The organism is Nostoc sp. ChiSLP03a, assembly GCF_034531215.2.
Taxonomy (GTDB): domain Bacteria; phylum Cyanobacteriota; class Cyanobacteriia; order Cyanobacteriales; family Nostocaceae; genus Nostoc.
Genome location: NZ_JAVRBQ020000153.1, coordinates 54,289 through 80,692 on the forward strand (window position 1 = coordinate 54,289; position 26,404 = coordinate 80,692).

Genomic DNA, 26,404 nt, shown 5'->3' on the forward strand with positions numbered 1-26,404 from the left:
GATTTACCATTGCAGTTGAGGCTAATTATCAGGGCAAAATTATACCTTAGCAGACTTTTCAAACATCCTCTAGTTGATTACGTTAGTTGAATTCCTATCTGATTAGCACGGAGATGAATAATTTGCGCCAGCCTAGTTTGCGTTATTATTGCAGTTTGATCGCCTTGCCATTTTTGGTAATTAGCACGAACTGAGTCTAATTCTTGCTGTAAATTTTCTTTACTAGTCATTGCCATAATTCTGCTTTCAATTGGGTTAGTACTGTTAGGACTGGGATTGGGTTTGCTATTTTCATTCGGAATTAGAAAATTCATAGAGCCTCCAGAAGGATAATATTAGGATTAATTGACACAACTCTCGAATGTGTTTTTACTTACCGTTGCGATATTAGTAAAATCGCTGTTATTTCCTTCTCCACTCCCCAATTAGTCAATTTCGGAATTTTGCGATTGCGTTAGAGATTTTTTTTGAACTCGATGCCTTTTATGAAACCAATCTCAAACACGAGAATGCTTTTACGCCTTCTTCTACCTCCCTTTCAAGGGAAGTCCTTATACTTTGTTAATGCACACTACAAAAGCGGCGATCGCGATCGATTTGTGCAAAATCTTGGACAATCCCTGCAAGATTGGATAATTTATCTGTTGCAAGTCCCTAATATAGCAGGAGGCAGAAGGCAGGAGGCAGGAGGCAGGAGGTGAAAGTATTACTATTCCTAGCCTTGAGGTTTTCAAAATGTCCTAACCTATGTGGCTACGGCTATACATCAAAAAATATTGCTCCAGGGTTGACGTTTCGGTGTTTTGCGCAGTTTGTAGCAGCTTCCGCCTTCCCTGTAAGAACTTCCGCTTTCACGTTTCCGTGTTTTGCGCAAGCTGTAGCAACTTCTGCTTTCACGTTTCCGTGTTTTGCGCAAGCTGTAGCAACTTCCGCTTTCACGTTTCCGTGTTTTGCGCAAGCTGTAGCAACTTCCGCTTTGATGTTATGTCAATTTGTAATTGGTAATTCAGAATTATTAATTACGAATTAGTATAAAGAAAATAAATTTTGGGCTTTTTCAGAAAAATCAACAATTCCACGTATGACAACCTTTTCAATAATTGTCCACTATAGAGTTATAAGAAATTGACAAAATGAGTATTAATTATGGGAAGGCGAAAACGCAATTCACGTACTCTTGGCAAAGCTGAACTACGTCTAGCAAGCGTTAAATATATTAGTCAAACTCTCGATGTTGGAGAGGGGTTAACAGTCAAAGATTACACTGAAAAAATCGAAATGGTGCGGCAATCTCTAGAAGCATACAATACCACCCTCTCTACTATTGATGTCTTACTAACCCAGCTCGTCGAAAATGAACAGGATTTAGCAGACTATTCTGAGAAAATTTTGCGTGGTGTTGCTCATAAATATGGTAATAATAGCCATGAGTATCAGATGGCTGGGGGTACTCGTAAAAGCGATCGCAAGCGTGCTACACGCCAAGGTGTTGTTTTGACTACCAGTTATAGCAACAGTCAAGGTGGTTAGGACATCAACAGACGATAAAACTTAGACACAAAAAGGCTTTTCACCCAGTCCCCAGTCCCCAGTCCCCAGTCCCTTGCTATAAGGACAAAACGGTTAAACAGATAAAGAGAATCAGGAAAATTAGGAAGATAGGGAATACAAAGATTTCACCCACTCCCATTCCTGCGTCAAACCCTCTTTTAGAGAGACTTGCGGTTGATATCGGAGAATTTTCTGTGCTTTAGATACATCAGCAGCCGTGTGGCGCGCGTCTCCCATCGCTTTTTCAATGTGGTTTCTTTTGATTGGCTTCCCAACAATTTCTTCAATCGTATTTAAAACTTCTGCTAAAACCACCCTACTCCCACCACCGATATTAAAGATTTCTCCCACTGCTTGGGATGCGGTAGCGGCGGCTAAATTAGCGGCGACAATATCACTAACAAAGGTAAACTCCCGCGTTTGCTGGCCATCGCCGTAAATAGGAATCGCCTCATCGTGCAAAATGGATTGAAAAAATTTATGAAATGCCATATCTGGGCGCTGTTTGGGGCCATAAACTGTAAAATAGCGCAATGTCACACAGGGCACACCAAAGTTTTTGTAATACAATTCACACAAAAACTCTGCTGCTAGCTTGGTAATGCCGTAAGGAGAAACCGGTTGAGGACAAATTTTCTCGTGGGTAGGTAATGTTTCTGCATCACCATATACACTAGATGAAGAGGCAAACACTAATCTTTTTAGGTCTTTAGCATCCTTAGCTGCTTCCAGCAAAACTTGTGTAGCGTTAACATTTCGTTCTGTATAGCCTCGAAAAGCTTTACCCCAACTTGCTCTGACTCCTGCTTGTGCCGCTTGATGGTAAACTACATCAACATCTTTTAGGAGTTTCTGCCAATCTAAAAACTGCATATCTCCTTCAATTAATGCAAAACTAGGTAAACGATACAAGTGTGCAACATTGTTTCGTTTTAACATCGGATCGTAATAATCATTAAATTCATCAATCCCGATTACTTCGTTTCCTTGTTGTAGCAATGTTTCTGCAAGCTGAGAACCAATAAAGCCTGCGACTCCAGTAACGATAATTTTAGCCATGTTGCCGATTTTTTGTATCCTGATTAACCGCGATATTCACAAGTTAATAATTATAATCAAAAATCGGTTATTAATTGAAGATTATTTGATAAATAGGTTGAATGATATCAGCAGAAAAGATAATTAAAATAATATATTTATGCTAAAAATGTGTTATGAATTTGATGGAGTAATTACTAATAATAAAAACTAAAATTTTACTAATTAGTGAAATTTAATTTTTAAAACAAATGCAGTTGGAATTCAATAACTAAAATAGCTGATTAACCAAAGTTTACCCCACCCTAAGAGGATGTTTGAAAAGTCCTCTTGTCGGTATAAAAAGTTTTAGATACCCCTAAATCCCCCTTAAAAAGGGGGACTTTGACTCCGGCTCCTCCCCTTTTAAGGGGGGTTAGGGGGGATCTAAAGTGCCTAAAGTCACAGCGAAACACTTTTCAAACAACCTCTAACCCTCCCCTTGTAAAGGGGAGGGAACAAGATTTCTTATTTCCCCCCTTTATAAGGGGGGTAAATCCAGGGTTTGTGTGTACACCGTAGCTCAATATATCGGGGGGATTAAGGGGAGTGGAATCTTAGGGACTTTTACAAAAGGTATAATAAATCATCAGAAACTTGCACAAGTGTGAGAATTGATGAAAAAATTGATCCGCGAGAGTCGAATCAGGTATTCTCATTTTGCAAGGAACGCACGAGGAAATCAGTGAAAGTTTTAGTTGTCGGTAATGGAGGGCGCGAACACGCTCTGGCGTGGAAACTGTTGCAATCTAAGCAAATTGAGCAAGTTATCTGTGTACCAGGGAATGGGGGCACGGCAAGTATGGAACGTTGCCAAAACTTGCCCTTAGCAGTAGATGATTTTGAGGGGATGAGCCGATATGCTCTAGAACATGGCATAACTCTGGTAATAGTTGGCCCAGAAGTCCCCCTATCTAAGGGAATCACAGATTACCTCCAAGATAAAGGATTGATGGTATTTGGCCCAGTCAGAGCCGGAGCGCAAATTGAAGCGAGTAAAGCTTGGGCAAAAGCCTTGATGCAAGAAGCAAGAATTCCGACGGCACGGGCTGCGGTATTTACGGAAGCTGCAGCAGCAAAATCTTACGTCCAATCTCAGGGAGCGCCCATTGTTGTGAAAGCTGATGGCTTGGCGGCTGGTAAGGGTGTAACGGTGGCTGAAACAGTTGCACAGGCAGAAAGTGCCATTGATGCAATTTTTCAAGGGCAATTTGGCAGTGCTGGTGAATTTGTCGTCATTGAAGAATGTTTGATTGGGCAAGAAGTATCAGTTTTAGCATTGACTGATGGATTAACAATTAGACCCTTGTTGCCAGCCCAAGATCATAAGCGGATTGGGGACGGCGATACAGGCGAAAATACTGGCGGGATGGGAGCATACAGCCCAGCACCCATTGCTACACCAGAGTTGATGGCACGCATTCAAACAGAAGTATTAGAAAAAGCGATCGCCACCTTAAGAGCTAAAGGCATTGATTACCGAGGCGTGCTGTATGCTGGGTTAATGATTGCACCCGATGGGAATTTGAAGGTTTTGGAATTTAACTGTCGCTTTGGCGATCCCGAAACCCAGGTGATTTTGCCACTGTTAGAAACACCCCTAGAAGAGTTGATTCTAGCTTGCGTACAGCAGCGCTTAAGTGAATTGCCGCCCATTGCTTGGAAAGAAGGAGCATCTGCTACTGTCGTTGCCGCTTCCGGTGGTTATCCAGGAGAATATCAAAAGGGCCAGGTGATTACTGGCATTGAGCAGGCAGAAGCAGCAGGAGCAACTGTATTTCATGCAGGTACGAAATTAAACCAGCAACAAGAAATAGTCACAGATGGGGGTCGAGTATTAAATGTGACCGGAATCGGAGAAAATTTTGAGCAAGCGATCGCTCAAGCCTACGCTAGTATCAAACATATCCAGTTTCAAAGGATGTATTACCGGAGAGATATTGGTTATAGAGTTAGGAGTTAGGAGTTAGTAGTTGGGAGTTGGGAGTTATTCACCATGCCCAATGCCCCATTCCCTCTTTCCCTAACATATTTGTCAAATTAACTGTTAATTTTTTAGTTGTTGGGCTTTATAACAAAGACTACTAACAACTTTATTTAAGATGCTAAGTCTGTTCAAATCAATTCGAGATGCGATCGCAAGTTGGTGGTCGGAGTTCACTCTCCAGACAAAACTGCTGGCTGTGGCCACAATGGTAGTTTCGTTGGTGATGAGTGGTTTAACCTTTTGGGCTGTAAATACAATCCAGCAGGATGCGCGGATGAATGATACCCGCTTTGGTCGTGATTTAGGGCTGCTGCTTGCTGCCAACGTTGCCCCCTTGGTCGCTGACAATAATCTCACGGAAGTTGCCCGATTTTCCCAACGTTTCTATAGCAGCACCTCTAGCGTGCGTTATATGCTCTACGCTGATGAAAACGGGGAAATCTTTTTTGGCATTCCTTTTTGGGAAGCCGAGGTAGAAAATTCCCTTACCATTAAACGGCGGATACAACTGCCAGAAGATTACCCTGGTGATGGGGAAAAGCCGATGGTGCGGCAACACACAACCCCAGATGGGACAGTCACCGATGTATTTATTCCCCTGATTGTCAATAAAAAATACTTAGGTGTATTAGCGATCGGGTTCAACCCCAATCAGACCGCTGTTATTTCCACCAATTTTACCCGCGATGTCACCATTGCCGTTTTTATCACAATTTGGGTAATGGTGATTTTGGCAGGAGTGATTAACGCCTTAACCATCACCAAGCCGATTAAAGAACTACTGGTGGGGGTAAAGCAAATTGCTACCGGGAATTTTAAGCAGCGGATTAATTTACCTTTAGGCGGCGAACTAGGAGAATTAATTTTCAGCTTTAATGAGATGGCAGAGCGATTAGAGCGCTATGAAGAACAGAACATTGAAGAACTAACCGCAGAAAAAGCCAAGCTAGAAACTTTAGTTTCCACGATCGCAGATGGTGCTGTGTTGATCGATAACAACATGCAGGTGATTTTAGTCAACCCCACAGCAGAGCGAATTTTTGGCTGGGAAGCCGCTAATGTAGTCGGTTGCAATGTCTTGCATCACTTGCCAGCATCAGTACAAATCGAAATCACCCGTCCCTTGTACGAAATGGCAGCAGGCGAATGCGAAAGCGCCGAATTCCGAATTTTTATTAACCAACCCACCCCACGAACGATCCGTATTCTCTTGACTACAGTACTCAATCTGCAAAGAGAAAGCATCAAAGGTATTGCGATTACTATTCAAGATATAACCCGTGAAGTCGAACTAAACGAGGCAAAAAGTCAATTTATCAGCAACGTTTCTCACGAACTGCGAACGCCTCTATTTAACATTAAAACTTATATTGAAACCCTGCACGACTACGGCGAAGACTTAGATTTACAAGAACGGCAAGAGTTTCTGCAAACAGTCAACCATGAAACCGATCGCCTAACTCGCCTAGTTAACGATGTTTTGGATTTATCAAAACTCGAATCTGGTCGCAACTACAGCTTTGATGGCGTAGATTTAGCCCAAGCGATCGAGCAAACCCTGCGTACTTACCAACTCAATGCCAAAGATAAAGGTGTTGAACTTGTTCAGGAAGTTGCCCCTAATTTGCCGCTAGTATTAGGTAATTACGATCTATTAGTACAAGTGTTTGGCAACCTGATTGGTAATGCGCTTAAATTCACCAAAGCCGGTGGTAAAGTAGCAATCCGCGCCTACCAACTAGATTTCAACCCCAGCCACAGCGAATCTGCACCAGTGCGGATTGAAATTTCCGATACTGGAATTGGCATCGCCACAGAAGATCAACACTCAATTTTTGAACGCTTTTTCCGCGTAGAAAACCGAGTTCACACCCTAGAAGGTACGGGTTTAGGTTTGTCGATTGTTAGAAATATCATCGACAGACATCGTAGTAAAGTCTATCTAGTGAGTGAAGTCGGCATTGGCACCACTTTTTGGTTTGACTTAGCCATCTTTGAAGAAAAAGTCCCACCGATACAAGTTGAACCTATTGTGGAAACATCCAAAATCACCACAGTTTGAAAATTGCCAAAGCATCCAAAATCATCACAACCTGAAGATTAAGGATTGAGTATGGTTTGTTATTTTTGACCATTCCCGATAGTGGCAATTTTGGATGAAGCTTTTGAAGAAATTGCCACACTTTATTCAATTTATACATAAGAGTTGATTAGCGATCGCTCTCTAGGTGGATCGTCTCACAAAATCGCATTGCTCCCCTTTGAATCTAGAACTGCTGCACTAACTGTTTGCACACTTGTTGATATAACTTTAGCAAAACATCATTTTGAGTGCCGATGAAGGTCAACTGTTAAAGGCACGTCGTATAAAAGGGGAGCATTTCACTTTTGCAAAAGTGAGATGCTCCCCTCTTTAGTTCTGTATTAGACTCAACACAGAAGCGTTATATTCTCAACTCTTTAGAAAACCCAAATCAAGACCTTAATATCACGAACAACAAACATACCAATAATAAACCCAAAAGTAACAGCAAAGCCTGATTGCGTTCTACCCAACTTTTCACAGTTACAGCAAAACTGTTAGTGTAACGCTGCTGTTCAAACTCTAATTTTGCCTCTTCAATATTTTGGTAGAGGGTACAGTCTTTGGCATAGGGACGTTTAGGAAAATTACAAGTATCATCAGCGTGATAGGTGCAGGTGTCGCACAGATACCCATCCCCAGCGGCGCGGTGCAATGGAATACCGGGATGACCGTAAGCTTTGAGTGTAGTCCGACAATAGGGACAACTAATAGCTTGACTATCAACAAGTTGATGGCAGTGGGGACAAGATACAGTAGCCAAAACCTTTAGCGCCAATAGGTAAACACTTTGATTCTAGCCATTTACAGGGATAATGGGGAAATACATACGTAGCCTGTTAATTTTGAATATGGCTATCTCTCAAAATTGGTTATTTTATCAGCAGACGTACTATTTTTGTGATGATTTTTTAGATTTGAGTAAGTGATTTATATCACTCAACATAATTAAGGCTATGCCATAATCTAGCAAATATCAGGTTTTGTCCCAAGTCCAATAATTATTTAGAGGTAGAAAAATATTGCCTTTTAATCCTGAGCTATGCCGTAACGAAAGCGAAGTTGAAAGCAAACTCATAGTGCAATATTTGCTACCACAGCTAGGTTATACTCCTGACACCTGGCATCAAGAAGTTGCCATTGGTAGCATCCGCTTAGATTTCTTAGCATTTGCTGCACAAGTGATTCCCTTTGTCTTAGATGCCAATTCGCCGTTGAGTGTCGTCATGGAGGCAAAGCATCCCAAACAAAACTTAAATCATCATGTTCCCCGACTCAGGCATTATTTAACCAGCTTGAATGTCAGGTATGGTTTGTTGACTAACGGCAAAGAAATTAAAATTTATCAAAAATTACAGACTGATATTCAGTTAATATTTCAATGTTCTGGCAAAGAAGTTGAAATTAAGTTAGATAAAATTAAAGATTTAATTGGTAGAGAGAGTCTCAAAGAAGTACTGTTACTAGATAAACCAAAAATTCAAATAACTGAAAATAATTTAAATTTGCAAATAAAGAGGCAACATTCAATGAAAACAATCGCAATCTACCATAACAAAGGCGGAGTTGGTAAGACTACTGTTGCAGTTAATCTTGCAGCAGCGTTGAGTAAAAAAGGTAAAAGGGTACTTTTAATTGATATAGATTCCCAAGCAAATACTACTTTTGCTACAGGATTAATTAAATTTCAATTTGATGAAGATGATGATTTACGAGATTCTAATATTTATCATTTATTAGAATCAGGTGACTTTTACTTAATACCTGATGTAACCAAAAAGTCACATTATTTTAACAATCCTGAATTAGATGTTATTCCTGCACATATTAACTTAATAGAAGGACAATATAAACTTAATCAAATTGATGCTAGTAAGACTAGGTTAGTTACGAAATTAAAAAAAGTAGAGCAAGAATATGACATTGTTATTATTGATACACCTCCATCCAGGGATTTATATGCTAAAGTCGCACTTGTCGCTGCTGATTACTTGATAATTCCTTCAGATTTAAAGCCATTTGCAAACCAAGGATTGTTAAGTGTCAAAAACTTTATTATAGAAGTTAATGAATTTAGAGAAATGATAGGAAAACCACACATTATATTAATGGGTATCCTGGCTTCAAAAATCTCTACCAATTCTAAATTTTTACAATATACTTTTCCTAAACAAAGGAGTGTGATTTCAGATCGTTATAATCTGCCTTTGATGGAAGCAGTAATTTATGATAGAACCGTACTATCTGAATGTATGAATCAGACTATAACAGTTGGAGATTTAGAATATCCCGATCCAAAATCTGTTGTTAAATATGCAGAAGAAGTAAAATCAGATGCTCAAAATCTGCTATGGAATTTGACATTTTAGCAGATGAAGTATTAATAGGAGTAGGGTTAAATAAATGATGAATTTTTCTTTAGTAGATGTAAAAAGTATTACTTCTAATGAACCTCGATCAAATTTTTTAGAGGCTGATTTGGAAAACCTCGCAGATATAATTATAGAAACTGGAGGGATTATCAGACCATTAGTTGTAAAAATGACAGGAGTAGAGAACTATACGGTAGTTGATGGACATTTTGAATATTATGCTGCTGTCAGAGCAAGAGAAAAAAATCCTCGACAAGGCGAAATGGTTAATGCTTTTGTCATTGCTCCAAAATTAGAGGATTTAGTAGTAAAGCAAGTTGCATCTCTCAAAGGAATTGATTCTTCTGGTAAAATAATACCACCACAGCCTGAAACAACAAAATTAGAACCACGTCTGGCAAATTTAGAATTACGTCTTGAGAAGCAACTTAATGAGTTTAAGTCAGAATTTTTACAAGAAAGACAGAGAATAGATAGTCAGTTTAAACAACTTGAAAACCTTATTCCTCAAAAGAGCGAACAGAGTAATCCGCTTAGTTTATTGAACACTTTGGATAAAGACGAGTTATCTATAAAGTTACAACGCTCTAGGATTCCTGGGGCTGAAAAACTTGCAAAGGGCATATTTGATGCTCGAAGTAAGAAACCGAAGCAAAAGTTTGAAGATTACCGCGATGTAGTAAAATCTGTTAAAAACTTGGGTGATAAAACAATTTTGACTATTATTGATGAGTGGTCAAGAAGTTAGTAGTTATTTAAATAAGTTATTCGCGGTGTAAAAACTTGCATAGCTCTTCTCTGCGTCTTTGTGTGAGCCATGAGCCACCAAGATAATTGTAGTAGCGTGGCAAGCTTAAAACATTGGGTTCAAAAAACCTAGAAAGTTTCATACAAAACATTACTCAACCCAACAAATTAAGCTTGCCGTGCTAGTAAATTGGGTTGAACGACGTGAAACCCAACAATTAACGCTTAATGTTGGGTTCCGTTCCTCAATCCAACCTACACAGCTTTTTTAGATGACGTGAAAAGTAAATTGCACAATATGTCAATTTCTAACCCTGCATCTGTCGCAATGCATTAAACGCCTTACCTCGCCAGCTAAATGGTAACAAAGATAAACCTAAACCAGTCCAAGCTTTAGCAGTCGAAAAAGACTGTCCCGCTAAAACTAGCTCTCTGCCTTTTTGCGTTTCACCCTTTTCAATTAAACGCAAACCTAATAATAATTGCGTTTCAGTTAAACGATTTTTCCTGACTTTCTCTAATTTTTCAGACTCAAACTTATAACTTTCTAAATACTGAATTTTATCAAATAAATAAGGAATGGCTCGATTAATACCTTGCTGTTCTGCATGAGAGCGATATTCCATCAATAATTCTGGTAAGTAATAGCCCTTTTTTCCAGCCAAAGCCAGACGTACAAATAAATCATTATCCTCACAATTTTGCAGATTTGGCTGCATATATCCTAATTCTTGCAATGTTTTACGGCGAAATAATGTCGCCCCAACTTGAAAACTTTGCTGAATAAATACAACTTCTAACAAGTTATTTACAACACCTGCTGGTAAATTATTCCTACCCCAGCGATGAGAATTTTCTTGAGTTTTTGCCTCATCCCGGACATTATTAATATCAATTATCCAATGGTCTGTACCAACAAAATCAATGCTAGAGTCTTGAGCAAGAATAGCTGATGTACTTGCGAGAAAATCGGGTGTTAGCCGATCGTCATCATCAAATTTAATAAAATATTCACCACTGGCAGCATCAAAGCCAGAGCGCATATTATTACTTTTACCAATATTTTGCTGATGACGGATATATTTAATCCGAGCGTCAGTGTATTGTGACATTAATTCGGGTGTGCGATCGCTCGAACCGTCATCACAAATAATTAGCTCAAAGTCTTGCTCAGACTGATTGATTACACTGTCAATTGCGAAGGGCAGTAAATTAACTCGATTAAACGTGGGAATGGAAACACTAACTTTAGGCATTTTTGCAAGATGAGAGTGGACATTGCTCACTAACTAAAGGCTTAATGAGCAAGGCTGAGCAAAAGCTAAGTGTAGGAAATAGTTTGATTAATTTTATTCCAAACTTTTTTGATAAATCGATTGCTTCTAGCCGCTATGGTGGGTGGCTTTAATCGCTTTGGTTTTTGCTCTGGTTGCTTCAGAAAGCGATAGTGCAAAAATTCATTTTTGTAACGAATATCAACATCTTCACCTTTACACAAGCGAGTAAATCCAATAGCAGAATAGCCCATATAGTGAAGGCGATGAATTGGTTTTAATCCCTGTTGGTTGTAAAGAACATTATCAATGTTCACAAATGGATTTGCATTAGCACAGTTCCCAGTTCTATCTTCACCATTGGGACTGAGTGTAAAGTTAAATAGTGGTCGAGCAATTCTAAAAGTCATGTAACTAAATAAATCTGCGTCACACCACCAAGCGATTTCGTTAATCAATTCGACTTCTTTATCTTCTATCAATCGCTTTTTGAGTATTTTTAATTCTTCAGCGCCTAAAATACCCTTTTTTGAACCAAAAAAACTAGAACAGTGGATTTCTCGTCTTATTTCAGATTCAGGCAAAGACATTTTTTGTTCTAACTTCGGCAAGTCGAAAGCTGCTACTGAAGTTTGTTTTGTGTGTTCCCAGTCATCAAACACAAAGTCGTATTGGTCTAGTTTTTCTAAAACCTTATCCAACTTATTCATTGCCAAACTATCAGCATCATAAAATACAAATCTTTCAAACTCGCCATCAAAAGCACACATTTTTCGGATTAAATTATTTTTTTTATTCCATTCGATAGAAGGTTTATTTTTTCGACTATTTCTTGGATAAGCGTTCCAAACTTGAACGGCAAAATCCTCCCATTTTTTGATCGAGCTTTTATTGTCAAACAAGGTGACATTCGGCCGAGAATCTATCTCCTTTTTAACTCGTTTTAAGCGGTCATCATAGGGAATAATACAAATTGGAATATCTGGACTAACATTCACTTCAATGCTATTTAGCAAAGCTACTAGTTGGTCAAATACCACGTCATTAGCCAGTGTGTAAATCCCAAAATTATCCATTGTAATAAATTATTTTTATCTTTGATTTACTGAGTAAAGCCAATTCTCTGTGAAGCTGCACATCATTTCCATCCCTCCCAACCTTCCCAAACTCGCGGTAAGCGCCGCAGGTAGTGGGGTTATTTCTACACATCTTTATACAGAATTGGTCTAACGCGAATAATGCGATCGCTATTTTTTGACCGATTATTCTCAAATAATAATATAGCTATTTTGGTTAGTTTGGATGATACTAACATTGCCCACCTACTTAGAAGCGCCTAAAACTCTAGCTGTTAAACAATTGTTTCCTAGAAAATAATCTCAGCAACCCGGCGGTTCCCATACCCCAAGCCCCATTAACCAATAAACCTGTCACTATTCCCACAAGTTTCCAGCCGCCTGCGATGGGTTGACCCTTAAGTGGTGCAACTACAAACCAAGCCACTAGCGTCGGAGCAATTGCACCAAATATTAAGGCTCCTAACCAATAGTTTTTATCGTGTCGAAAACGAGGTGCAATTACTACCAAAATCAGTCCCCAAATGCCTCCCCAGAAAGCATTTGACCAAATTTGCGGGATTCCTAATGGTTGTGTCGGTGCAGTTGAATAAGGGGCGCGAGGTGTAAAATTTACTGCATGTAGCAGCGCCAACATACCTTGATGAAATAGCAAAACAGACACAAAGCCTGCAATAAATCCTAATGCAAATCGAGATAAGGCAGCTTTTTGAGTCATTGCTTATACAAAAAGATACTTGTTTGCAGTTGCAGATGTGACTTTAATAATTGACATTTCCCATTCCCTATTCTCCATTTTCTTTAGAGCTTGCTTCTGAGAGTTGTCTATGATAGTTTGCTAACTAGTCAAAGTACAGCAACTATATCAAATTACCGTACTTTATTGAATACAATTGTTGATATAGCTGAAGGAGTGCAGAGTTAAGAGTACTTAAGTACTTTACCAAATATATGAGTGGAAAAGCCAATCTTGCCGATTGGGAAGTAGATACGTGGTTGGGGAAAGGTTAAAGGTTAAAGGGGAAAGGTTAAAGGGAAAATTTTAGACCTTTACCCTTTACCCCTTAACCTTTTCCCTACTTCTGCAAGAACTGACGTTAAACTTAGTTTCCTGAACTGAGTAGCGAGGATAGCACCCTACAATGAATATACGTATGCAAACTATTCACAACCGTAAAGTCAAAGGTGGAGGCTAAACGTTGGCACAATTCCAAGCAGAACCTCTGGCTTTATCAAGCTCTCAAAAAAATTGGGTCTTATTCGGTGTCGGACTTGGGGTATTCATGTCTACCCTGGATGTGGGGATCATTAATGTTGCTTTGCCCACATTAGTGCAAGCCTTTGGCACTAGTTTTCCTACCACCCAATGGGCTGTATTGAGTTACCAGTTGGTCAGTTCCGGTTTAGTTTTGGGAGCAACCCGCTTGGGAGATATGTGGGGTAAAAAGTCCTTATACCAAGGGGGACTGGTTCTATTCACTTTCAGTTCGCTGTTGTGTGGTTTTGCACCTAGTATCGAGTGGTTAATCGGCTTTCGGGCGCTTCAAGGATTAGGTGCTGTGTTCATTTCTGGGCTTGGTTTAGCAATCATCACAGAAGTTTTTCCCTCTTCCGAGCGAGGTCGGGCTGTTGGCATCATCGGTAGTGTAGTGTCACTGGGAATTGCTTTTGGCCCTTCTGCTGGCGGATTGCTCTTAAGCTGGTCAGGCTGGCATAGTATATTCTTCATCAATGTACCCTTGGGGATTATCGCTAGTTTCTTAATAGCTCGTGTAGTGCCACCTTCTGCACGCATTGAGGGCAAACAGAAATTTGACTTTTTGGGAGCCATATTGGCTTTATTAACTCTGGGTAGTTTTGGTTTAGGTATGACGCTAGGACAGAGCCAGGGCTTTGGCAGTACTAATGCATTAGTATTATTAGCGATCGCTACTGTCAGTTTCATTACATTTTTGGTAGTTGAAGCGATTCTAAAGCAGCCACTACTAGAGCTAAAGCTGTTTCGCAATCTTCAGTTGAGTATGGGTTTGCTAAGTGGCTGGTTAGCATTCATTGTTATTGGCGGTTCGCTACTGATCGTCCCTTTCTTTCTAGAGAGCGTCAAGCATTATCCGACGGTAAAAGTAGGGCTATTACTCGCTGTATCGCCTGTACTGAGTGGGTTAATTGCTCCACTGGCTGGAATACTTTCAGACCGCTTTGGCGCTCGACTAATCAGTTCGATTGGGCTGGGGTTGATGATTGGCGGCTGTTTGGGGATTAGTACCTTTGACGCTCAAATTACTGAACTAGGCTATGTATCGCGCTATTTTATTTACGGCATTGGTCTAGGTTTATTTCAATCGCCCAACAACAGCACTGTTATGGGATCGGTACCAAGAGAGCGGCTAGGCATTGCTTCTGGGCTGCTGTCTTTATCACGTACATCAGGTAACACCGTAGGAGTTTCTCTAATTGGGGCAATATTTGGAGCCTTAATCGGTAGCATATCTGGCGGTGCAGATGTCTCCGTTGCCCCTGCTGATGCGATCGTTACAGGGTTCCAAGGAACTTTTCGCTTCGCAGCCATAATACTCTGTGGAGCAGCAGTTGCATCCGTTTTGAGGATCGGTAAGAGGCAGGGAGAAGAGGGCAGGGGAGCAGGGGAAGCAGGGGGAGCAGGGGGAGCAGGGGAGGAATAATTAATGCCCAATGCCCAATGCCCAATGCCCAATGCCCAATGCCCAATGCCCAATTATCAATTACTAAGGAGTTAAAGAAATGACAGGTAAATTAGAAGGAAAAGTGGCAATTATCACTGGTGCTTCTGCGGGAATTGGAGAAGCAACTGCGATCGCTTTGGCTTCAGTTGGAGCTACAGTAGTACTCGCTGCTAGGCGTGGCGATCGCATTCAAGCATTAGCAGAACGCATCGAAGCTAGTGGTGGCAAGGCATTGCCTATTGTTACTGATGTGACTGATGAAACTCAGGTAAATAACTTGGTGGCAAAAGCAAATGCAGAATTGGGAAGGGTCGATATCCTTGTGAATAATGCCGGGATTGCTTTACTGGGCACGATTGAAGCTGGAAATAGCTCAGACTGGCGGCGATCGTTTGACCTCAACGTATTAGGACTGCTATATGCTACTCATGCCGTTTTGCCTTTGTTGAAGGCGCAAAAATCCGGGCATATAGTCAATATCTCCTCAGTGGCAGGCCGGACAGCACGGGCGGGTGTTGGTGTTTACAATGCTACCAAATGGGGTGTTAATGCTCTCTCGGAAGCATTGCGCCAAGAAGTCCACAAAGACAACATCCGCGTCACCATTATTGAACCTGGGTTGGTGGATACGGAAATTGATAGCCAAATTACCGATCCCCTTGCCAAACAACGGATCGAAGAACGACGCAAGTCAATTCAACCTCTGCAAAGCGAAGACATTGCTGCTGCGATCGTTTACGCGCTTACTCAACCACCACGCGTTAATGTCAACGAAATCCTCATCCGACCAACGGGACAAGAACATTAAAGCTAAAGGGCAGGCTTAACAGTCATGCCCTTTTTTAGATAAGTAGTGAAAATCTTTAACCAAATTCCAAGTATAGCAAGGGACTGGGGACTGGGGACTGGGGTCTGGGGACTAGGGACTGGGTGAAAAACCTTTTTGTATCTAAGTTTTATCGTCTGTTGATGTCCTAACCACCTTGCCTGTTGCTATATTTACTAAATCTTAGAAAGAATCGCTTGGGCAGCAGCTTCATCGGTAATCAATCCTGTAATTAACTTGCCATGCAGAGCAGCCAAAATCGCCTCCGCTTTTCTCACACCACCCGCCACTCCAATAATCAGTCGATGAGCGGGTTGTTCGAGCGCTACACTGGCAACCCGGTTGTTTGTCCCTTGTTGCAGCAATACTCCACGATCGCTGTAAGCCCAACCTGCAATTTCTCCAACTGCTCCCAGTTCAATCAATTCAGCCACTTCATCGTCATTGATGAAGCCGTCTTGATGTAACGGAGCATTCCAGGCAATGTGACTAATTCCGACAAAGGTTGCTTTGGCTTGCTCTGCAAGAGTTTTGACGGCGAGAAACGATCGCTGAGTCTGCAAGAGTTCTCGTTCTTCAATGCTAGTGGCAACAACCGGAGTCGGCACTGGGTAAGCTTGAGAACCGACGCGATCGGATAAATGCATAACCACTTCGTGGCGACCTGCACGCCCAGAATGAGACATATTCCCAATGATTGAAACAATCTTATGCTGGGGTTGGTTCATTGAGGGTATCTGCTCCACCATTGTTCGCAATGTGCGACCTGATGACAACGCTAGTATAGTTGGGGTTTTAGCCATCAGGTAAGCCTCTAGGTGGGTGGCAGCACATACACCAATCCCGTATAATGTATCACCACTACCTGCGTCAGTTGGTACTACTTCACAAAGTGATAGAGCAAAGCGATCGCGTAACGACTCAGCCAGAGCAATGCATTCACTCAAGGGATGATCGAGTCGAAATTTAATCAATTTTTCACTGACTGCCAGTGCCACTAAGCGTTGTGCAGCTTGCCGGGACACATTGAGCTTGGCGGCAATTTCTTCTTGCGTATTGCCGGCGATGTAATAGAGCCAAGCAGCATGTGCAGCCAGGTCTAATTTGCGCGCCCTAAGAGGCAAGCCAGCCTTGCTGACATCGCGCTGCTCTAAAAAAGGTTGTCCCATATATTACCTGCAAAAACTATGTCTCTATCAAAGGTATAATTGCATTATTTATACTATATGCCCAAAGAGATAATCTTTGCTCAATTATTTTTAAATTTCTATTATCCCCCAGTCACCTCTAAGTTAAACCCAGTAATGTAGCTTGCCTCTTCACTCATCAAAAACGCTACTCCATTTGCCACCTCTGACAAGCTTCCCAAACGCCGCATTGGCACTGAATTAATCATCTGTTGCTCAACCACCTTGGGATCGGCGTCAAAGTATTGCGATCCTACTGCTGCTTGTAATTCGGTTTGTCGCGTCCACATAAAACCAGGGCCAATCAACGCAGGTGAGAGTGCATTCACCCGAATGCTGTAAGGAGCCAAGTCTTTTGCTGCTGTCTGAGTCATTCCAATCACCGCAAACTTTGAAGCAGCATAAGCTAGCATATTTGGCGGCCCAACCACCCCTGCATAACTCGCCATGTTAACGATCGCACCTCCACCTGCATCACATAGTTGCTGTGCAGCCGCCTTAAGAATATGGAAAACGCCGACAACGTTAATGTCAATCACCTTTTGAAAGTCGTCTTCAGGATATTCGTCAGTCTTGGTAAACACTCCTTGATAACCTGCGTTGTTAAATACATAGTCGATGCGCCCAAGCTGCTTTACAGCAGCAGTAAAGGCTTTGGCAACATCATCACTAGATGTAACATCACAGCGAAACGTGCCAACTGGAACGTTGTACTCTTTTAGTTCCCCAGCGACATCTGTCATCTTTGGTTCATTCAAATCTAGCAGGGCTATTCCTGCACCATTAGCAGCAAAACGGTGTGCAGTTGCTTTGCCAATATCTCCTGCACCGCCAGTAATTAGGATCGTCTTACCTGCAAACTGATAAGTTGCTTTTGCTGTCATAGATTCAACCTCTTATTGAAGAATTGTTGCAAATGCTCATGATGAAAATCAGATTGGTATGATTTCTATTATTGAGCTTTTGCCCAAAATTAGAGCATAAAATCAAAAATTTATTTTGTTCGGTTTTTTACTTTAAAGGAGTTATGCGATGCGTATTCGCCGCTTCGCTAAAGTGTTGGCTGCATTTCTCGCTGGAGTGATGCTGGCGCAATTAGTATATGCTTGCTCACCGCGCTCCCAAGCCGCAGAGAAAACTAAACTAACGATCGCCACTGTAAATAATGGCGATATGGTGGTGATGCAAGGGCTTTCTCGCAAATTTGAAGAAGCTAATCCTGATATTCAACTCCGGTGGGTTGTGCTAGAAGAAAATGTGTTACGCCAACGCACAACTACAGATGTTGCAAGCCAGGGTGGGCAGTTTGATGTCATGACCATCGGTTCCTATGAAACACCAATCTGGGCTAGACGGGATTGGTTAAAACCCTTGGATTTAGGCACAAACTATGATGTAAACGATCTACTCAAACCTATACGAGAAGGACTTTCCAATAACGGCAAACTATATGCTGTGCCATTCTATGGGGAAAGTTCCATGCTGTACTACCGCAAAGACTTGTTTGAAAAAGCTGGGATTGCGGTTCCTCAACAGCCAACTTATCCCCAGATGAGAGAATGGGCAAGCAAAATCCACGACCCAGCAAATGGGGTTTATGGGGTTTGTTTGCGCGGAAAACCCGGTTGGGGTGAAAACATGGCATTTGTTTCCACATTGGTTAATACCTATGGTGGACAGTGGTTTGATATGAAGTGGCAACCAATGATCGATACTCCAGCTTGGAAAGAGGCGATCGCCTTTTATGTCGATCTGCTTAACAAATACGGGCCGCCCGGAGCCAGTTCTAATGGATTTAATGAGAATCTGGCGTTATTCTCCACAGGCAAATGCGGTATGTGGGTAGATGCAACCGTTGCTGCCGGCTTGTTATCCAATCCGAAAGAATCCCAAGTGTATAACAAAGTTGGCTTTGCCCGTGCGCCAATTGAAAAATACCCCAACGGCTCAAACTGGCTTTGGGCTTGGGCACTAGCGGTTCCAAAAACCTCAAAATCACCAGAAGCCGCGCAAAAGTTTGTTGCTTGGGCAACCTCTAAAGAATACATTCAACTAGTTGCTAAGGAGAATGGCTGGGTTGCTGTACCACCAGGAACTCGGACTTCCACTTATGAGAATCCCAACTATCGAAAAGCTGCACCCTTTGCAGAAATCGTGCTGGCAGCGATCCAATCTGCCGATGTTACCCGTCCATCCGCACAACCAACTCCGTATAAAGGAGTTCAATACGTTGATATTCCAGAATTTCAAGCGATCGGTTCTTCAGTCGGGCAAACCTTAGCGGCAGCATTGACCAATCGAACTTCCGTAGACCAAGCGTTGCAGCGATCGCAGAAATTCACGGAACGCTTCATGAAACACACAGGTTATATCGAGTGAAATTGAGCATAGGAATTTTAAAGAGATTTTGCGTAAATGCTGCCATTTGGAATTTTGAATACTTCGACTGCGCTTAGTACAAGTTTTGAATTTTGAATTGTTATTATGTCTTCTTCATTAGCGGTAAAACCTCAACACGAAACGCCACCACCCACCAAGCAACGAACTACGCGGCAAGTATCAACCTTACCTCTGGTTGCACCTTCGGTCGTTCTCCTACTGCTGTGGATGATTGTGCCTCTGGTGATGACCGTATGGTTTTCCTTTCAGCGTTATAACTTGCTGAATCCAGATGCACGTAAATTCATCGGGATTGAAAATTTCACTTTCATCCTCAGTGACTCAGCTTTATGGACATCGATCGCCATCACAATAGTTTTGGTTGTTTCTGTTTTAGCAATCACAATTGGTTTGGGCACACTACTAGCAGTATTATTTGACCAAGACTTTTATGGTCGTGGAGTAGCGCGGGTACTAGCAATCTCTCCATTTTTTGTTATGCCCACAGTTAGCGCCCTAATCTGGAAAAATATGCTGATGCATCCAGTGAATGGGTTATTTGCTCAAATTACTAGAGGCTTGGGTTTAGGGGCAATCGATTGGTTTGCCAGCGTTCCTTTGTTTGCCATCATTATTATTGTGTCCTGGGAATGGCTGCCTTTTGCCCTACTGATTTTGTTGACTGCAATTCAGTCACTCGATCGCGATCAGTTAGAAGCTGCGCGAATGGATGGGGCAAATGCGATCGCTCTATTTCGTTTCGTTATGCTACCGCATCTGAGCCGCGCTATTTCGGTGGTAGCCATGATTGAGACAATTTTCTTCCTGACCATCTTTGCCGAAATCTTTGTTACCACAGGCGGCGGGCCGGGACTTGCAACCACTAACCTTGCCTATTACATCTTCTTAAAAGCCTTACTGGAATTCGATGTCGGCGGTGCTTCAGCCGGTGGATTAATTGCCGTCATCCTTGCCAACATCGTGGCAATCTTTTTAATGCGTAGTGTTGCTCGTAATTTGGATACTTAACATGGCACGTAAAACCTCGAAGATTTGGCTATGGACATTGCTCGGCTGGCTTGCCGCTTGCATATTGTTTTTTCCAATTTTCTGGATGTTTCTCACCAGTTTTAAAACCGAAGTAGCAGCAGTTTCAACTCCGCCCCAGTTGTTTTTCCGCCCGACATTGGAGAATTATATTGCCATCCAAGACCGGGCAAATTATTTCAATTATGCCTTTAACAGCGTAGCGATTTCCTTGGGATCGACTATAGTCGCGCTGCTGCTTGCCGTACCTGCCGCCTACGCAATGGCATTCTTCCCAACCAAACGCACCAAGGGCACTTTACTCTGGATGCTGTCTACCAAAATGCTGCCACCTGTTGGTGTGCTAGTACCAATCTACATTTTGTGTCGCAACGCCGGATTACTGGATACCCACATCGGTTTGATTATTATTTATACCCTGATTAATTTGCCAATCGTCGTCTGGATGATTTACAGCTTCTTCAAAGAAGTTCCTAAAGAAATTCTCGAAGCCGATCGCATGGATGGAGCAACCACACAGCAAGAACTTGTTCATGTCTTGCTACCATTGGCAGTACCCGGAATTGCCTCCACTGCATTGCTTTCGATTATTTTGTCATGGAACGAAGCATTTTGGAGCTTGAACTTGACAACGGCAGATGCCGCCCCACTTACAGCCTTTATTGCTTCTTTCTCTAGCCCTCAAGGATTATTTTGGGCAAAACTTTCGGCAGCATCAACATTAGCGATCGCACCCATCCTCATCTTTGGTTGGCTGAGTCAACGACAGTTAGTCCGGGGTCTGACTTTTGGTGCTGTGAAGTAGGGGGCAGGAGGTATTAAAACAAACTTTTGTGTTCCTCGTTGCACCTCTACGTCTGTGCGTGAGAAAAACTTAAACCCGTTAATGGAAACATTTTATGTCAACAGTTGCTTTAAGAAATATCCATAAAACCTACGCCGACACAGAGATCATCAAAGGCATCGATCTCGACGTGGGCGATCGCGAGTTTGTTGTTTTCGTCGGCCCCTCCGGTTGCGGGAAATCAACCTTACTCCGCATGATTGCTGGATTAGAAGAAATTTCCTCCGGCGATTTACTCATTGATGGACAAAAAGTCAATGATGTGCCACCCGATAAACGCGGTTTGGCGATGGTGTTTCAAACTTATGCCTTATATCCTCACATGACAGTGGCAGAAAATATGGCCTTTAGCCTCCGGCTTGCGGGTATGCCCAAAGCCCAGCGTTATGAAAGGGCGCGTGAAGTCGCTCGTATCCTGCAACTAGAGCCGCTTTTGAACCGGAAGCCCAAAGAACTATCAGGAGGACAACGCCAACGGGTAGCGATCGGTCGTGCTTTGGTGCGTAATCCGAAAGTATTTTTGTTTGATGAGCCACTGTCCAACCTGGATGCTTCATTGCGGGTGCAGATGCGGATTGAGCTTGCCAGTTTACACGACAGCCTGCAAGCCACCATGATTTATGTTACCCACGATCAAGTTGAGGCAATGACCCTTGCCGACAAAATTGTGGTATTACAAGGCGGCATCATCGAACAAATGGGTTCTCCCCTGGAACTCTACCATCATCCCCGCAATCTATTCGTTGCCGGATTTATTGGTTCGCCAAAAATGAACTTTATTTCGGTGACAGTTTCAGCCGTCAATGACTCTGGGGCAACAGTTAGACTCCCTGGTGACGCAACCGTAACAATTCCAGTGAAGCCCAAAACCTTGTCGGTTGGGGACAGAGCAACATTAGGAATTCGTCCCGAACATCTGCGGCTCGATCGCAATAACCCAAGCGTGAATGGTGAAGTATTAGTCGTAGAACGATTGGGTGGAGAAACCTTTCTCTACATCAAAATTGCCGGTGGCGAAACCATAGTTGTGCAAACAGACGGAGATAATCCAGCCAACATGCACGATTATGTTCCGATTTACATTAACGGTGAGCTTTGCCATTTGTTCGATCGCGACGGTGAAGCCATCCCCAAAGTTCATCGTCACCACCTAACCCAAAATGAATCCCATGAACAGCAATATCAGCACAGACTCAGCAATCAAGCTGAATGAAGCATCTCTGTCTCATTTAGGCAATAACATTCGCGTACCCAATTACGATCGCCAGCAAATCACAAACGGTATTGTCCATATCGGTGTGGGCGGGTTCCATCGCGCACATCAGGCATTATACCTGGATAATTACTTTCATCAAAATCCTGGTAGTGAATGGGGAATCTGCGGAGTTGGGCTACTAGAATTCGATAAACGGATGCGGGATGCACTGAAATCACAAGATTGTTTGTATACCTTAGTTGAGAGATCCCCAGCAGGCGATCGCGCCCGCGCGATCGGAGCAATTACAAAATATTTGTTTGCCCCAGATAACCGCCAAGCTGTGATTGACACCTTAGCAGACCCCAAATGCCGCATCGTCACCCTCACCATTACCGAAGGAGGCTACTACTATATTGAAGGTAGCGGTGAATTCGATGCCAATCACCCGACAATCCAGTACGATTTGCAGCATCCCGATCAACCAATTGGAGTATATGGCTTTTTGACAGCAGCACTCGATCGCCGCCGTCAACAGGGAATCGCACCATTTACTGTGTTGTCCTGCGACAATCTCCAAGGTAACGGTAACATTGCTCGCAAAATGTTAACCGCATTTGCCCAAATGCAGAACCCAGAATTGGGACGTTGGGTTGCCGAACAGGTAGCCTTTCCCAATTGTATGGTCGATCGCATTACCCCCGCCACCACCCCAGCAGATATTAAAATGGTGGCGGAGCAATTTAACATTGATGATGCCTTTCCAGTTGTTGCCGAACCGTTTCTTCAGTGGGTAATCGAAGACAATTTCAGCGCAGGTAGACCTGATTGGGAATCAGTTGGTGTGCAGATGACTAGCGATGTTCATCCCTATGAGATGATGAAAATCCGGCTGCTCAACGCCAGTCACTTGTTAATTGGCTATCTTGGCTCCTTGGCAGGTTATACATACGTCCATGAAGTTATGGCAGATGCATTAATCCGACAAGCCGTCGATCATTTGATGGCAGAAGTTACGCCCACACTTCAACCCGTACCTGGAATTGATTTAGATAATTACAAAAAAACCTTAATTGAACGCTTTGCCAATCCTAAAATTCGAGATCAACTGCCGCGTCTTTGCTTGAATAGCTCCGCTAAAATGCCAAAATTTGTTCTCGGCTCAGTCCGTGACGCGCTGCATCAAGGAGGAGCCATTGATTACATGAGCCTAACTGTTGCTGCTTGGTTCCGTTACCTCAACGGACAGGATGACCAAGGCAATACCATTCCCATTGATGACCCAATAGCAGGTACTCTGACTCAACTAGCTCATTCCAGTGGCAGCGATGCCAAACCATTGCTTAATTTAACTGAGATTTTTGGCGATTTGTCCCAGTCACCGCTTTTTGTTGATGCAGTTACGAACCATTTACACCGATTGTATGAGTTTGGAGCTAAAGAAACACTAGCCCGATTCTGAGAGAAAACCGATTTTCGATTATAAGTGGAGTCCATACCGAAATGCGAATTGAACCATACAAAGATAGTTATCTTGATGCCATCAAGAGCCTTTCGATTCGGGCATGGACTCCGGTTTTTGATTCGCTTCAGAAAGCGATGGATCTTGACGTGTATCGCTCATTCTATCCCGACGGTTGGCGTGTAAGCCAGCTTCATGCTGTCGGGGGAGTCTGTGCTGCTGCGGACAATAAGGTGTGGGTTGCGATCGACAACTCCGGTTCAATCATGGGCTTTGTAGCCGTAAAACTCCACTCCGAGAGCAGCATGGGAGAAATCTATATGGTTGCCGTCGATCCAGACTATCAACGTCAAGGTATTGGCACCGCTTTAATGGAATTCGCTCTTGATTGGATGCAAGTTGCTGGGATGTCTGTTGCTATGGTTGAAACCGGAGGCGATCCAGGTCATGCCCCAGCACGTTGTACCTATGAAAAGCTAGGTTTTAGGCTGTTCCCAGTCGCCAGGTACTTCAAGAAGTTGGGTTAGTTCACGATTAAGAATTTGGAGGGGCAATTGAGCGAAATCGTAGTTGGCTTAGACTTGGGTACAGGAGGAGTAAGAGCGATCGCAGTCGCTCTGCAAGGGCAAATTATCGCTCAGTCAACCAGAAGCTATCCTCTATTAACTCCACAACCTGGTTGGACGGAACAGAACTCATCGGATTGGGTCGAAGCGAGTTTGGATGCTCTCTTCGATGTTACTCAACAGCTAAATGGACATCGGGCAATTGCCCTCGGTTTATCTGGACAAATGCATGGTATGGTTGCTCTCGATGCGAATGGTAAAGCCATCAGACCAGCAATTTTGTGGAATGACCAGCGCACGGGTAAAGCTGTTGTTGAGATTGAAGCCGCTATTCCCCGACAGGAGTTGATCCAGCGCACTGGAAATCCGGCAATTACAGGATTTCAACTGCCGAAGCTTTTATGGTTACGGACTGAAGAACCACAAGCATACACTCGGTTATGGCAGATTCTTTTGCCCAAAGATTATCTGGGATATGTGCTAACCGGTGAAGCAGTAACGGAACCATCTGATGCCTCTGGTGTCGGCTGTCTAAATCTGGCGAATCGGCAATGGGATACAAATATTCTCCATACTCTTAATATTAATCCAGCGTTGTTCCCTCCGTTAATCGAATCTACCGCGATCGCTGGACAACTCAAATCAGAAATAGCCGCGCGCGTGGGATTACCTGTGGGATTACCTATAATCGCCGGTGGAAGTGATAATGCCGCAGCCGCCATCGGTTTAGGCATCTCATCAAGCAACCTGAGCCGGGGTAGTTTGAGTATTGGCACATCGGGAGTTATTTTTGCGCCCTGCGATCGCCCAATTCCCGATCCCGAAGGTCGGGTACATTTATTCTGCCATGTGGATGGTGGCTATCATTTGCTGGGAGTGACGCTAGCAGCGGGTGGATCTGTGCGTTGGTATCGAGATACATTTGCACCGCATATATCTTACACCGATTTAATGGATATGGCAGAGCGATCGCACCCTGGGGCGCGTGGTGTGCTATTTCTACCCCACCTGGCAGGAGAACGCAGTCCCCACCTCGATCCAGATACTCGCGGTGCTTTGGTAAATTTGTCATTAGCTCATACGCAAGCAGATATAATTCGTGCTGTGCTGGAAGGGGTTGCATTTAGCTTGCGGTCAGCATTGGAGGTAATTAATGCGATCGCTCCCCTCGATCAACTCTTAGCAACGGGTGGAGGCGCACGTTCTCACATCTGGTTACGAATTTTGGCAGATGTTTTGCAAACCAAACTCATTGCACCCAAAGCTGAAGAAGGAGCTGCTTACGGAGCAGCTATTTTGGCAATGGTAGGGATTGGTGTTTACCCCAATTTAGAAACTGCACTCAAGATTTTCCCACAGGATAGTAATGTAGTACAGCCACAGGCAAATCTTTTGTATGAAGCAGGTTTTAACCGCTACAAGCTACTTTACGATACCTTGAAAGCTGTTCGTTGAGAATTAAAGTATCTTAAAGTTAGAGTGAATTACTGAAGATTTACAGAAAAAATAATCTAATTATGTCACTCAGTCGTAGCGACCTCGAAGCCGGAAACATACAGACGAGACTATTAGAAGCATCACACTCTGGAATCAAGCTAACTACCCTGAGCGAAGATGAGTTACAGCGATCGCTCGATGAAACACTACAACAGCAGCCACCAAATTCTGATATCTGGATATTTGCCTACGGTTCGCTGATTTGGAATCCCTTGATCGCATACGTCGAGCGGCGTGCTGGGATCGTTTATGGTTGGCATCGGCGTTTCTGTACATGGATGATCCTCGGTCGCGGTACTCCAGATAATCCTGGATTACTCTTAGGACTCGATCGGGGTGGTAGCTGTCATGGCGTTATTTATCGGATTGCTGCTGCTGATGTCCCATCCGAATTATATCAAGTTCGGATGAACACTTATAATTAAGCTGCCCTTGTTTTTGGCCACCAGTAGTAGCAAGTTAAACCAGAGATTAAATCATGTTGTTTCATTAGTTCTTGACAACGAAGTAGTAACAAAGCTTCTAGTTCATC

Annotated in this window: 22 protein-coding genes and 1 pseudogene; 15 read left to right on the forward strand and 8 right to left on the reverse strand. The window is 42.9% G+C overall.

Annotated elements, in window-relative coordinates; translation table 11 throughout:
• Positions 1–77: 77 nt before the first annotated feature.
• Complete coding sequence (locus RMY32_RS25955; protein ID WP_322710785.1) at positions 78–314, reverse strand: hypothetical protein; 237 nt, start codon at positions 312–314, stop codon at positions 78–80.
• Positions 315–1,146: 832 nt separating this feature from the next.
• Between RMY32_RS25955 and RMY32_RS25960 the strand changes: the two genes are divergently transcribed.
• Positions 1,147–1,530 (forward strand): hypothetical protein, encoded by a 384-nt coding sequence (locus RMY32_RS25960; protein WP_322710787.1) that lies wholly within the window; start codon positions 1,147–1,149, stop codon positions 1,528–1,530.
• Positions 1,531–1,650: 120 nt separating this feature from the next.
• Here the strand turns inward: RMY32_RS25960 and RMY32_RS25965 are convergent, their stop codons facing one another.
• The gene (locus tag RMY32_RS25965) at positions 1,651–2,610 is read right to left on the reverse strand and encodes an NAD-dependent epimerase/dehydratase family protein (RefSeq protein ID WP_322710788.1); all 960 of its coding nucleotides are present in this window, start codon (positions 2,608–2,610) and stop codon (positions 1,651–1,653) included.
• Between the two features lie 703 nt (positions 2,611–3,313).
• On the opposite strand from RMY32_RS25965, the gene purD reads away from it, so the two are divergent.
• The gene (gene purD / locus RMY32_RS25970; protein WP_322710789.1) at positions 3,314–4,591 is read left to right on the forward strand and encodes a phosphoribosylamine--glycine ligase; all 1,278 of its coding nucleotides are present in this window, start codon (positions 3,314–3,316) and stop codon (positions 4,589–4,591) included.
• A gap of 139 nt (positions 4,592–4,730) precedes the next feature.
• Positions 4,731–6,677, forward strand: a complete 1,947-nt coding sequence (gene nblS, locus RMY32_RS25975) for a two-component system sensor histidine kinase NblS (protein WP_322710790.1) — start codon at positions 4,731–4,733, stop codon at positions 6,675–6,677.
• A 412-nt stretch (positions 6,678–7,089) separates the two neighbouring features.
• On the opposite strand, the gene RMY32_RS25980 is transcribed toward nblS, so the two are convergent.
• Complete coding sequence (locus tag RMY32_RS25980) at positions 7,090–7,461, reverse strand: zinc ribbon domain-containing protein (RefSeq protein WP_322710791.1); 372 nt, start codon at positions 7,459–7,461, stop codon at positions 7,090–7,092.
• A gap of 259 nt (positions 7,462–7,720) precedes the next feature.
• Between RMY32_RS25980 and RMY32_RS25985 the strand changes: the two are divergent.
• Positions 7,721–9,105, forward strand: a pseudogene (locus RMY32_RS25985) (ParA family protein).
• The gene (locus RMY32_RS25990; protein WP_322710793.1) at positions 9,102–9,818 is read left to right on the forward strand and encodes a chromosome partitioning protein ParB; all 717 of its coding nucleotides are present in this window, start codon (positions 9,102–9,104) and stop codon (positions 9,816–9,818) included. Before RMY32_RS25985 ends, RMY32_RS25990 begins: the two are co-directional and overlap by 4 nt.
• 307 nt (positions 9,819–10,125) lie before the next feature.
• Here the strand turns inward: RMY32_RS25990 and RMY32_RS25995 are convergent, their stop codons facing one another.
• The 3 genes from RMY32_RS25995 to RMY32_RS26005 form a co-directional block, all read right to left on the reverse strand.
• Complete coding sequence (locus RMY32_RS25995; protein ID WP_322710794.1) at positions 10,126–11,073, reverse strand: glycosyltransferase family 2 protein; 948 nt, start codon at positions 11,071–11,073, stop codon at positions 10,126–10,128.
• 65 nt (positions 11,074–11,138) lie between these two features.
• Entirely contained in the window at positions 11,139–12,167 is a 1,029-nt protein-coding gene (locus tag RMY32_RS26000; protein WP_322710795.1) for an Npun_R2821/Npun_R2822 family protein, read from the reverse strand.
• A gap of 268 nt (positions 12,168–12,435) precedes the next feature.
• On the reverse strand, positions 12,436–12,885 hold the full coding sequence (locus tag RMY32_RS26005; RefSeq protein ID WP_322710796.1) for a hypothetical protein: 450 nt from the start codon (positions 12,883–12,885) through the stop codon (positions 12,436–12,438).
• Positions 12,886–13,366: 481 nt separating this feature from the next.
• Here RMY32_RS26005 and RMY32_RS26010 point away from each other — a divergent pair, with 481 nt between their 5' ends.
• Positions 13,367–14,848, forward strand: coding sequence for a DHA2 family efflux MFS transporter permease subunit (locus RMY32_RS26010; protein ID WP_322710797.1), 1,482 nt, complete (start codon positions 13,367–13,369; stop codon positions 14,846–14,848).
• A gap of 79 nt (positions 14,849–14,927) precedes the next feature.
• Positions 14,928–15,677 (forward strand): SDR family NAD(P)-dependent oxidoreductase, encoded by a 750-nt coding sequence (locus tag RMY32_RS26015; protein ID WP_322710798.1) that lies wholly within the window; start codon positions 14,928–14,930, stop codon positions 15,675–15,677.
• Between the two features lie 194 nt (positions 15,678–15,871).
• On the opposite strand, the gene RMY32_RS26020 is transcribed toward RMY32_RS26015, so the two are convergent.
• Positions 15,872–16,864: a sugar-binding transcriptional regulator gene (locus RMY32_RS26020; protein WP_322710799.1), complete on the reverse strand. Its 993-nt coding sequence runs from the start codon at positions 16,862–16,864 to the stop codon at positions 15,872–15,874.
• Positions 16,865–16,965: 101 nt separating this feature from the next.
• The gene (locus tag RMY32_RS26025; protein WP_322710800.1) at positions 16,966–17,766 is read right to left on the reverse strand and encodes an SDR family NAD(P)-dependent oxidoreductase; all 801 of its coding nucleotides are present in this window, start codon (positions 17,764–17,766) and stop codon (positions 16,966–16,968) included.
• Between the two features lie 148 nt (positions 17,767–17,914).
• Here RMY32_RS26025 and RMY32_RS26030 point away from each other — a divergent pair, with 148 nt between their 5' ends.
• The 8 genes from RMY32_RS26030 to RMY32_RS26065 all read left to right on the forward strand — a co-directional run bounded on the left by RMY32_RS26030 (position 17,915) and on the right by RMY32_RS26065 (position 26,297).
• Positions 17,915–19,261 carry a sugar ABC transporter substrate-binding protein gene (locus RMY32_RS26030; RefSeq protein ID WP_322710801.1) on the forward strand — a complete coding sequence of 449 codons (1,347 nt, stop codon included), beginning with the start codon at positions 17,915–17,917 and terminating at the stop codon, positions 19,259–19,261.
• A gap of 105 nt (positions 19,262–19,366) precedes the next feature.
• On the forward strand, positions 19,367–20,290 hold the full coding sequence (locus tag RMY32_RS26035) for a sugar ABC transporter permease (RefSeq protein WP_322710802.1): 924 nt from the start codon (positions 19,367–19,369) through the stop codon (positions 20,288–20,290).
• 1 nt (position 20,291) lies between these two features.
• A complete protein-coding gene (locus RMY32_RS26040; protein WP_322645705.1) occupies positions 20,292–21,113 on the forward strand; it encodes a carbohydrate ABC transporter permease in 822 nt (273 codons plus the stop codon).
• 94 nt (positions 21,114–21,207) lie between these two features.
• On the forward strand, positions 21,208–22,365 hold the full coding sequence (locus RMY32_RS26045) for a sn-glycerol-3-phosphate ABC transporter ATP-binding protein UgpC (RefSeq protein WP_322692252.1): 1,158 nt from the start codon (positions 21,208–21,210) through the stop codon (positions 22,363–22,365).
• Entirely contained in the window at positions 22,322–23,809 is a 1,488-nt protein-coding gene (locus RMY32_RS26050; protein ID WP_322710803.1) for a mannitol dehydrogenase family protein, read from the forward strand. The genes RMY32_RS26045 and RMY32_RS26050 overlap by 44 nt, the downstream gene beginning before the upstream one ends.
• Before the next feature lie 41 nt (positions 23,810–23,850).
• Complete coding sequence (locus RMY32_RS26055; protein ID WP_322710804.1) at positions 23,851–24,336, forward strand: GNAT family N-acetyltransferase; 486 nt, start codon at positions 23,851–23,853, stop codon at positions 24,334–24,336.
• 27 nt (positions 24,337–24,363) lie between these two features.
• Complete coding sequence (gene xylB, locus RMY32_RS26060; protein ID WP_322710805.1) at positions 24,364–25,830, forward strand: xylulokinase; 1,467 nt, start codon at positions 24,364–24,366, stop codon at positions 25,828–25,830.
• Positions 25,831–25,892: 62 nt separating this feature from the next.
• A complete protein-coding gene (locus tag RMY32_RS26065; RefSeq protein ID WP_322710806.1) occupies positions 25,893–26,297 on the forward strand; it encodes a gamma-glutamylcyclotransferase in 405 nt (134 codons plus the stop codon).
• The last annotated feature ends 107 nt before the right edge of the window (positions 26,298–26,404 follow it).

What these genes read in the sequence shown, in the direction of transcription:
- RMY32_RS26045 (WP_322692252.1), top strand. Translation starts at nt 21,208, where the DNA reads ATGTCAACAGTTGCTTTAAGAAATATCCATAAAACCTACGCCGACACA.
- RMY32_RS26050 (WP_322710803.1), top strand. Translation starts at nt 22,322, where the DNA reads ATGAACAGCAATATCAGCACAGACTCAGCAATCAAGCTGAATGAAGCA.
- RMY32_RS26035 (WP_322710802.1), top strand. Translation starts at nt 19,367, where the DNA reads ATGTCTTCTTCATTAGCGGTAAAACCTCAACACGAAACGCCACCACCC.
- RMY32_RS26055 (WP_322710804.1), top strand. Translation starts at nt 23,851, where the DNA reads ATGCGAATTGAACCATACAAAGATAGTTATCTTGATGCCATCAAGAGC.
- RMY32_RS26020 (WP_322710799.1), bottom strand. Translation starts at nt 16,864, where the DNA reads ATGGGACAACCTTTTTTAGAGCAGCGCGATGTCAGCAAGGCTGGCTTG.
- RMY32_RS25960 (WP_322710787.1), top strand. Translation starts at nt 1,147, where the DNA reads ATGGGAAGGCGAAAACGCAATTCACGTACTCTTGGCAAAGCTGAACTA.
- RMY32_RS26005 (WP_322710796.1), bottom strand. Translation starts at nt 12,885, where the DNA reads ATGACTCAAAAAGCTGCCTTATCTCGATTTGCATTAGGATTTATTGCA.
- RMY32_RS25990 (WP_322710793.1), top strand. Translation starts at nt 9,102, where the DNA reads ATGATGAATTTTTCTTTAGTAGATGTAAAAAGTATTACTTCTAATGAA.
- RMY32_RS26030 (WP_322710801.1), top strand. Translation starts at nt 17,915, where the DNA reads ATGCGTATTCGCCGCTTCGCTAAAGTGTTGGCTGCATTTCTCGCTGGA.
- RMY32_RS26065 (WP_322710806.1), top strand. Translation starts at nt 25,893, where the DNA reads ATGTCACTCAGTCGTAGCGACCTCGAAGCCGGAAACATACAGACGAGA.
- RMY32_RS25995 (WP_322710794.1), bottom strand. Translation starts at nt 11,073, where the DNA reads ATGCCTAAAGTTAGTGTTTCCATTCCCACGTTTAATCGAGTTAATTTA.
- RMY32_RS25965 (WP_322710788.1), bottom strand. Translation starts at nt 2,610, where the DNA reads ATGGCTAAAATTATCGTTACTGGAGTCGCAGGCTTTATTGGTTCTCAG.
- RMY32_RS26040 (WP_322645705.1), top strand. Translation starts at nt 20,292, where the DNA reads ATGGCACGTAAAACCTCGAAGATTTGGCTATGGACATTGCTCGGCTGG.
- RMY32_RS26015 (WP_322710798.1), top strand. Translation starts at nt 14,928, where the DNA reads ATGACAGGTAAATTAGAAGGAAAAGTGGCAATTATCACTGGTGCTTCT.
- nblS (WP_322710790.1), top strand. Translation starts at nt 4,731, where the DNA reads ATGCTAAGTCTGTTCAAATCAATTCGAGATGCGATCGCAAGTTGGTGG.
- RMY32_RS26025 (WP_322710800.1), bottom strand. Translation starts at nt 17,766, where the DNA reads ATGACAGCAAAAGCAACTTATCAGTTTGCAGGTAAGACGATCCTAATT.
- RMY32_RS25955 (WP_322710785.1), bottom strand. Translation starts at nt 314, where the DNA reads ATGAATTTTCTAATTCCGAATGAAAATAGCAAACCCAATCCCAGTCCT.
- RMY32_RS26000 (WP_322710795.1), bottom strand. Translation starts at nt 12,167, where the DNA reads ATGGATAATTTTGGGATTTACACACTGGCTAATGACGTGGTATTTGAC.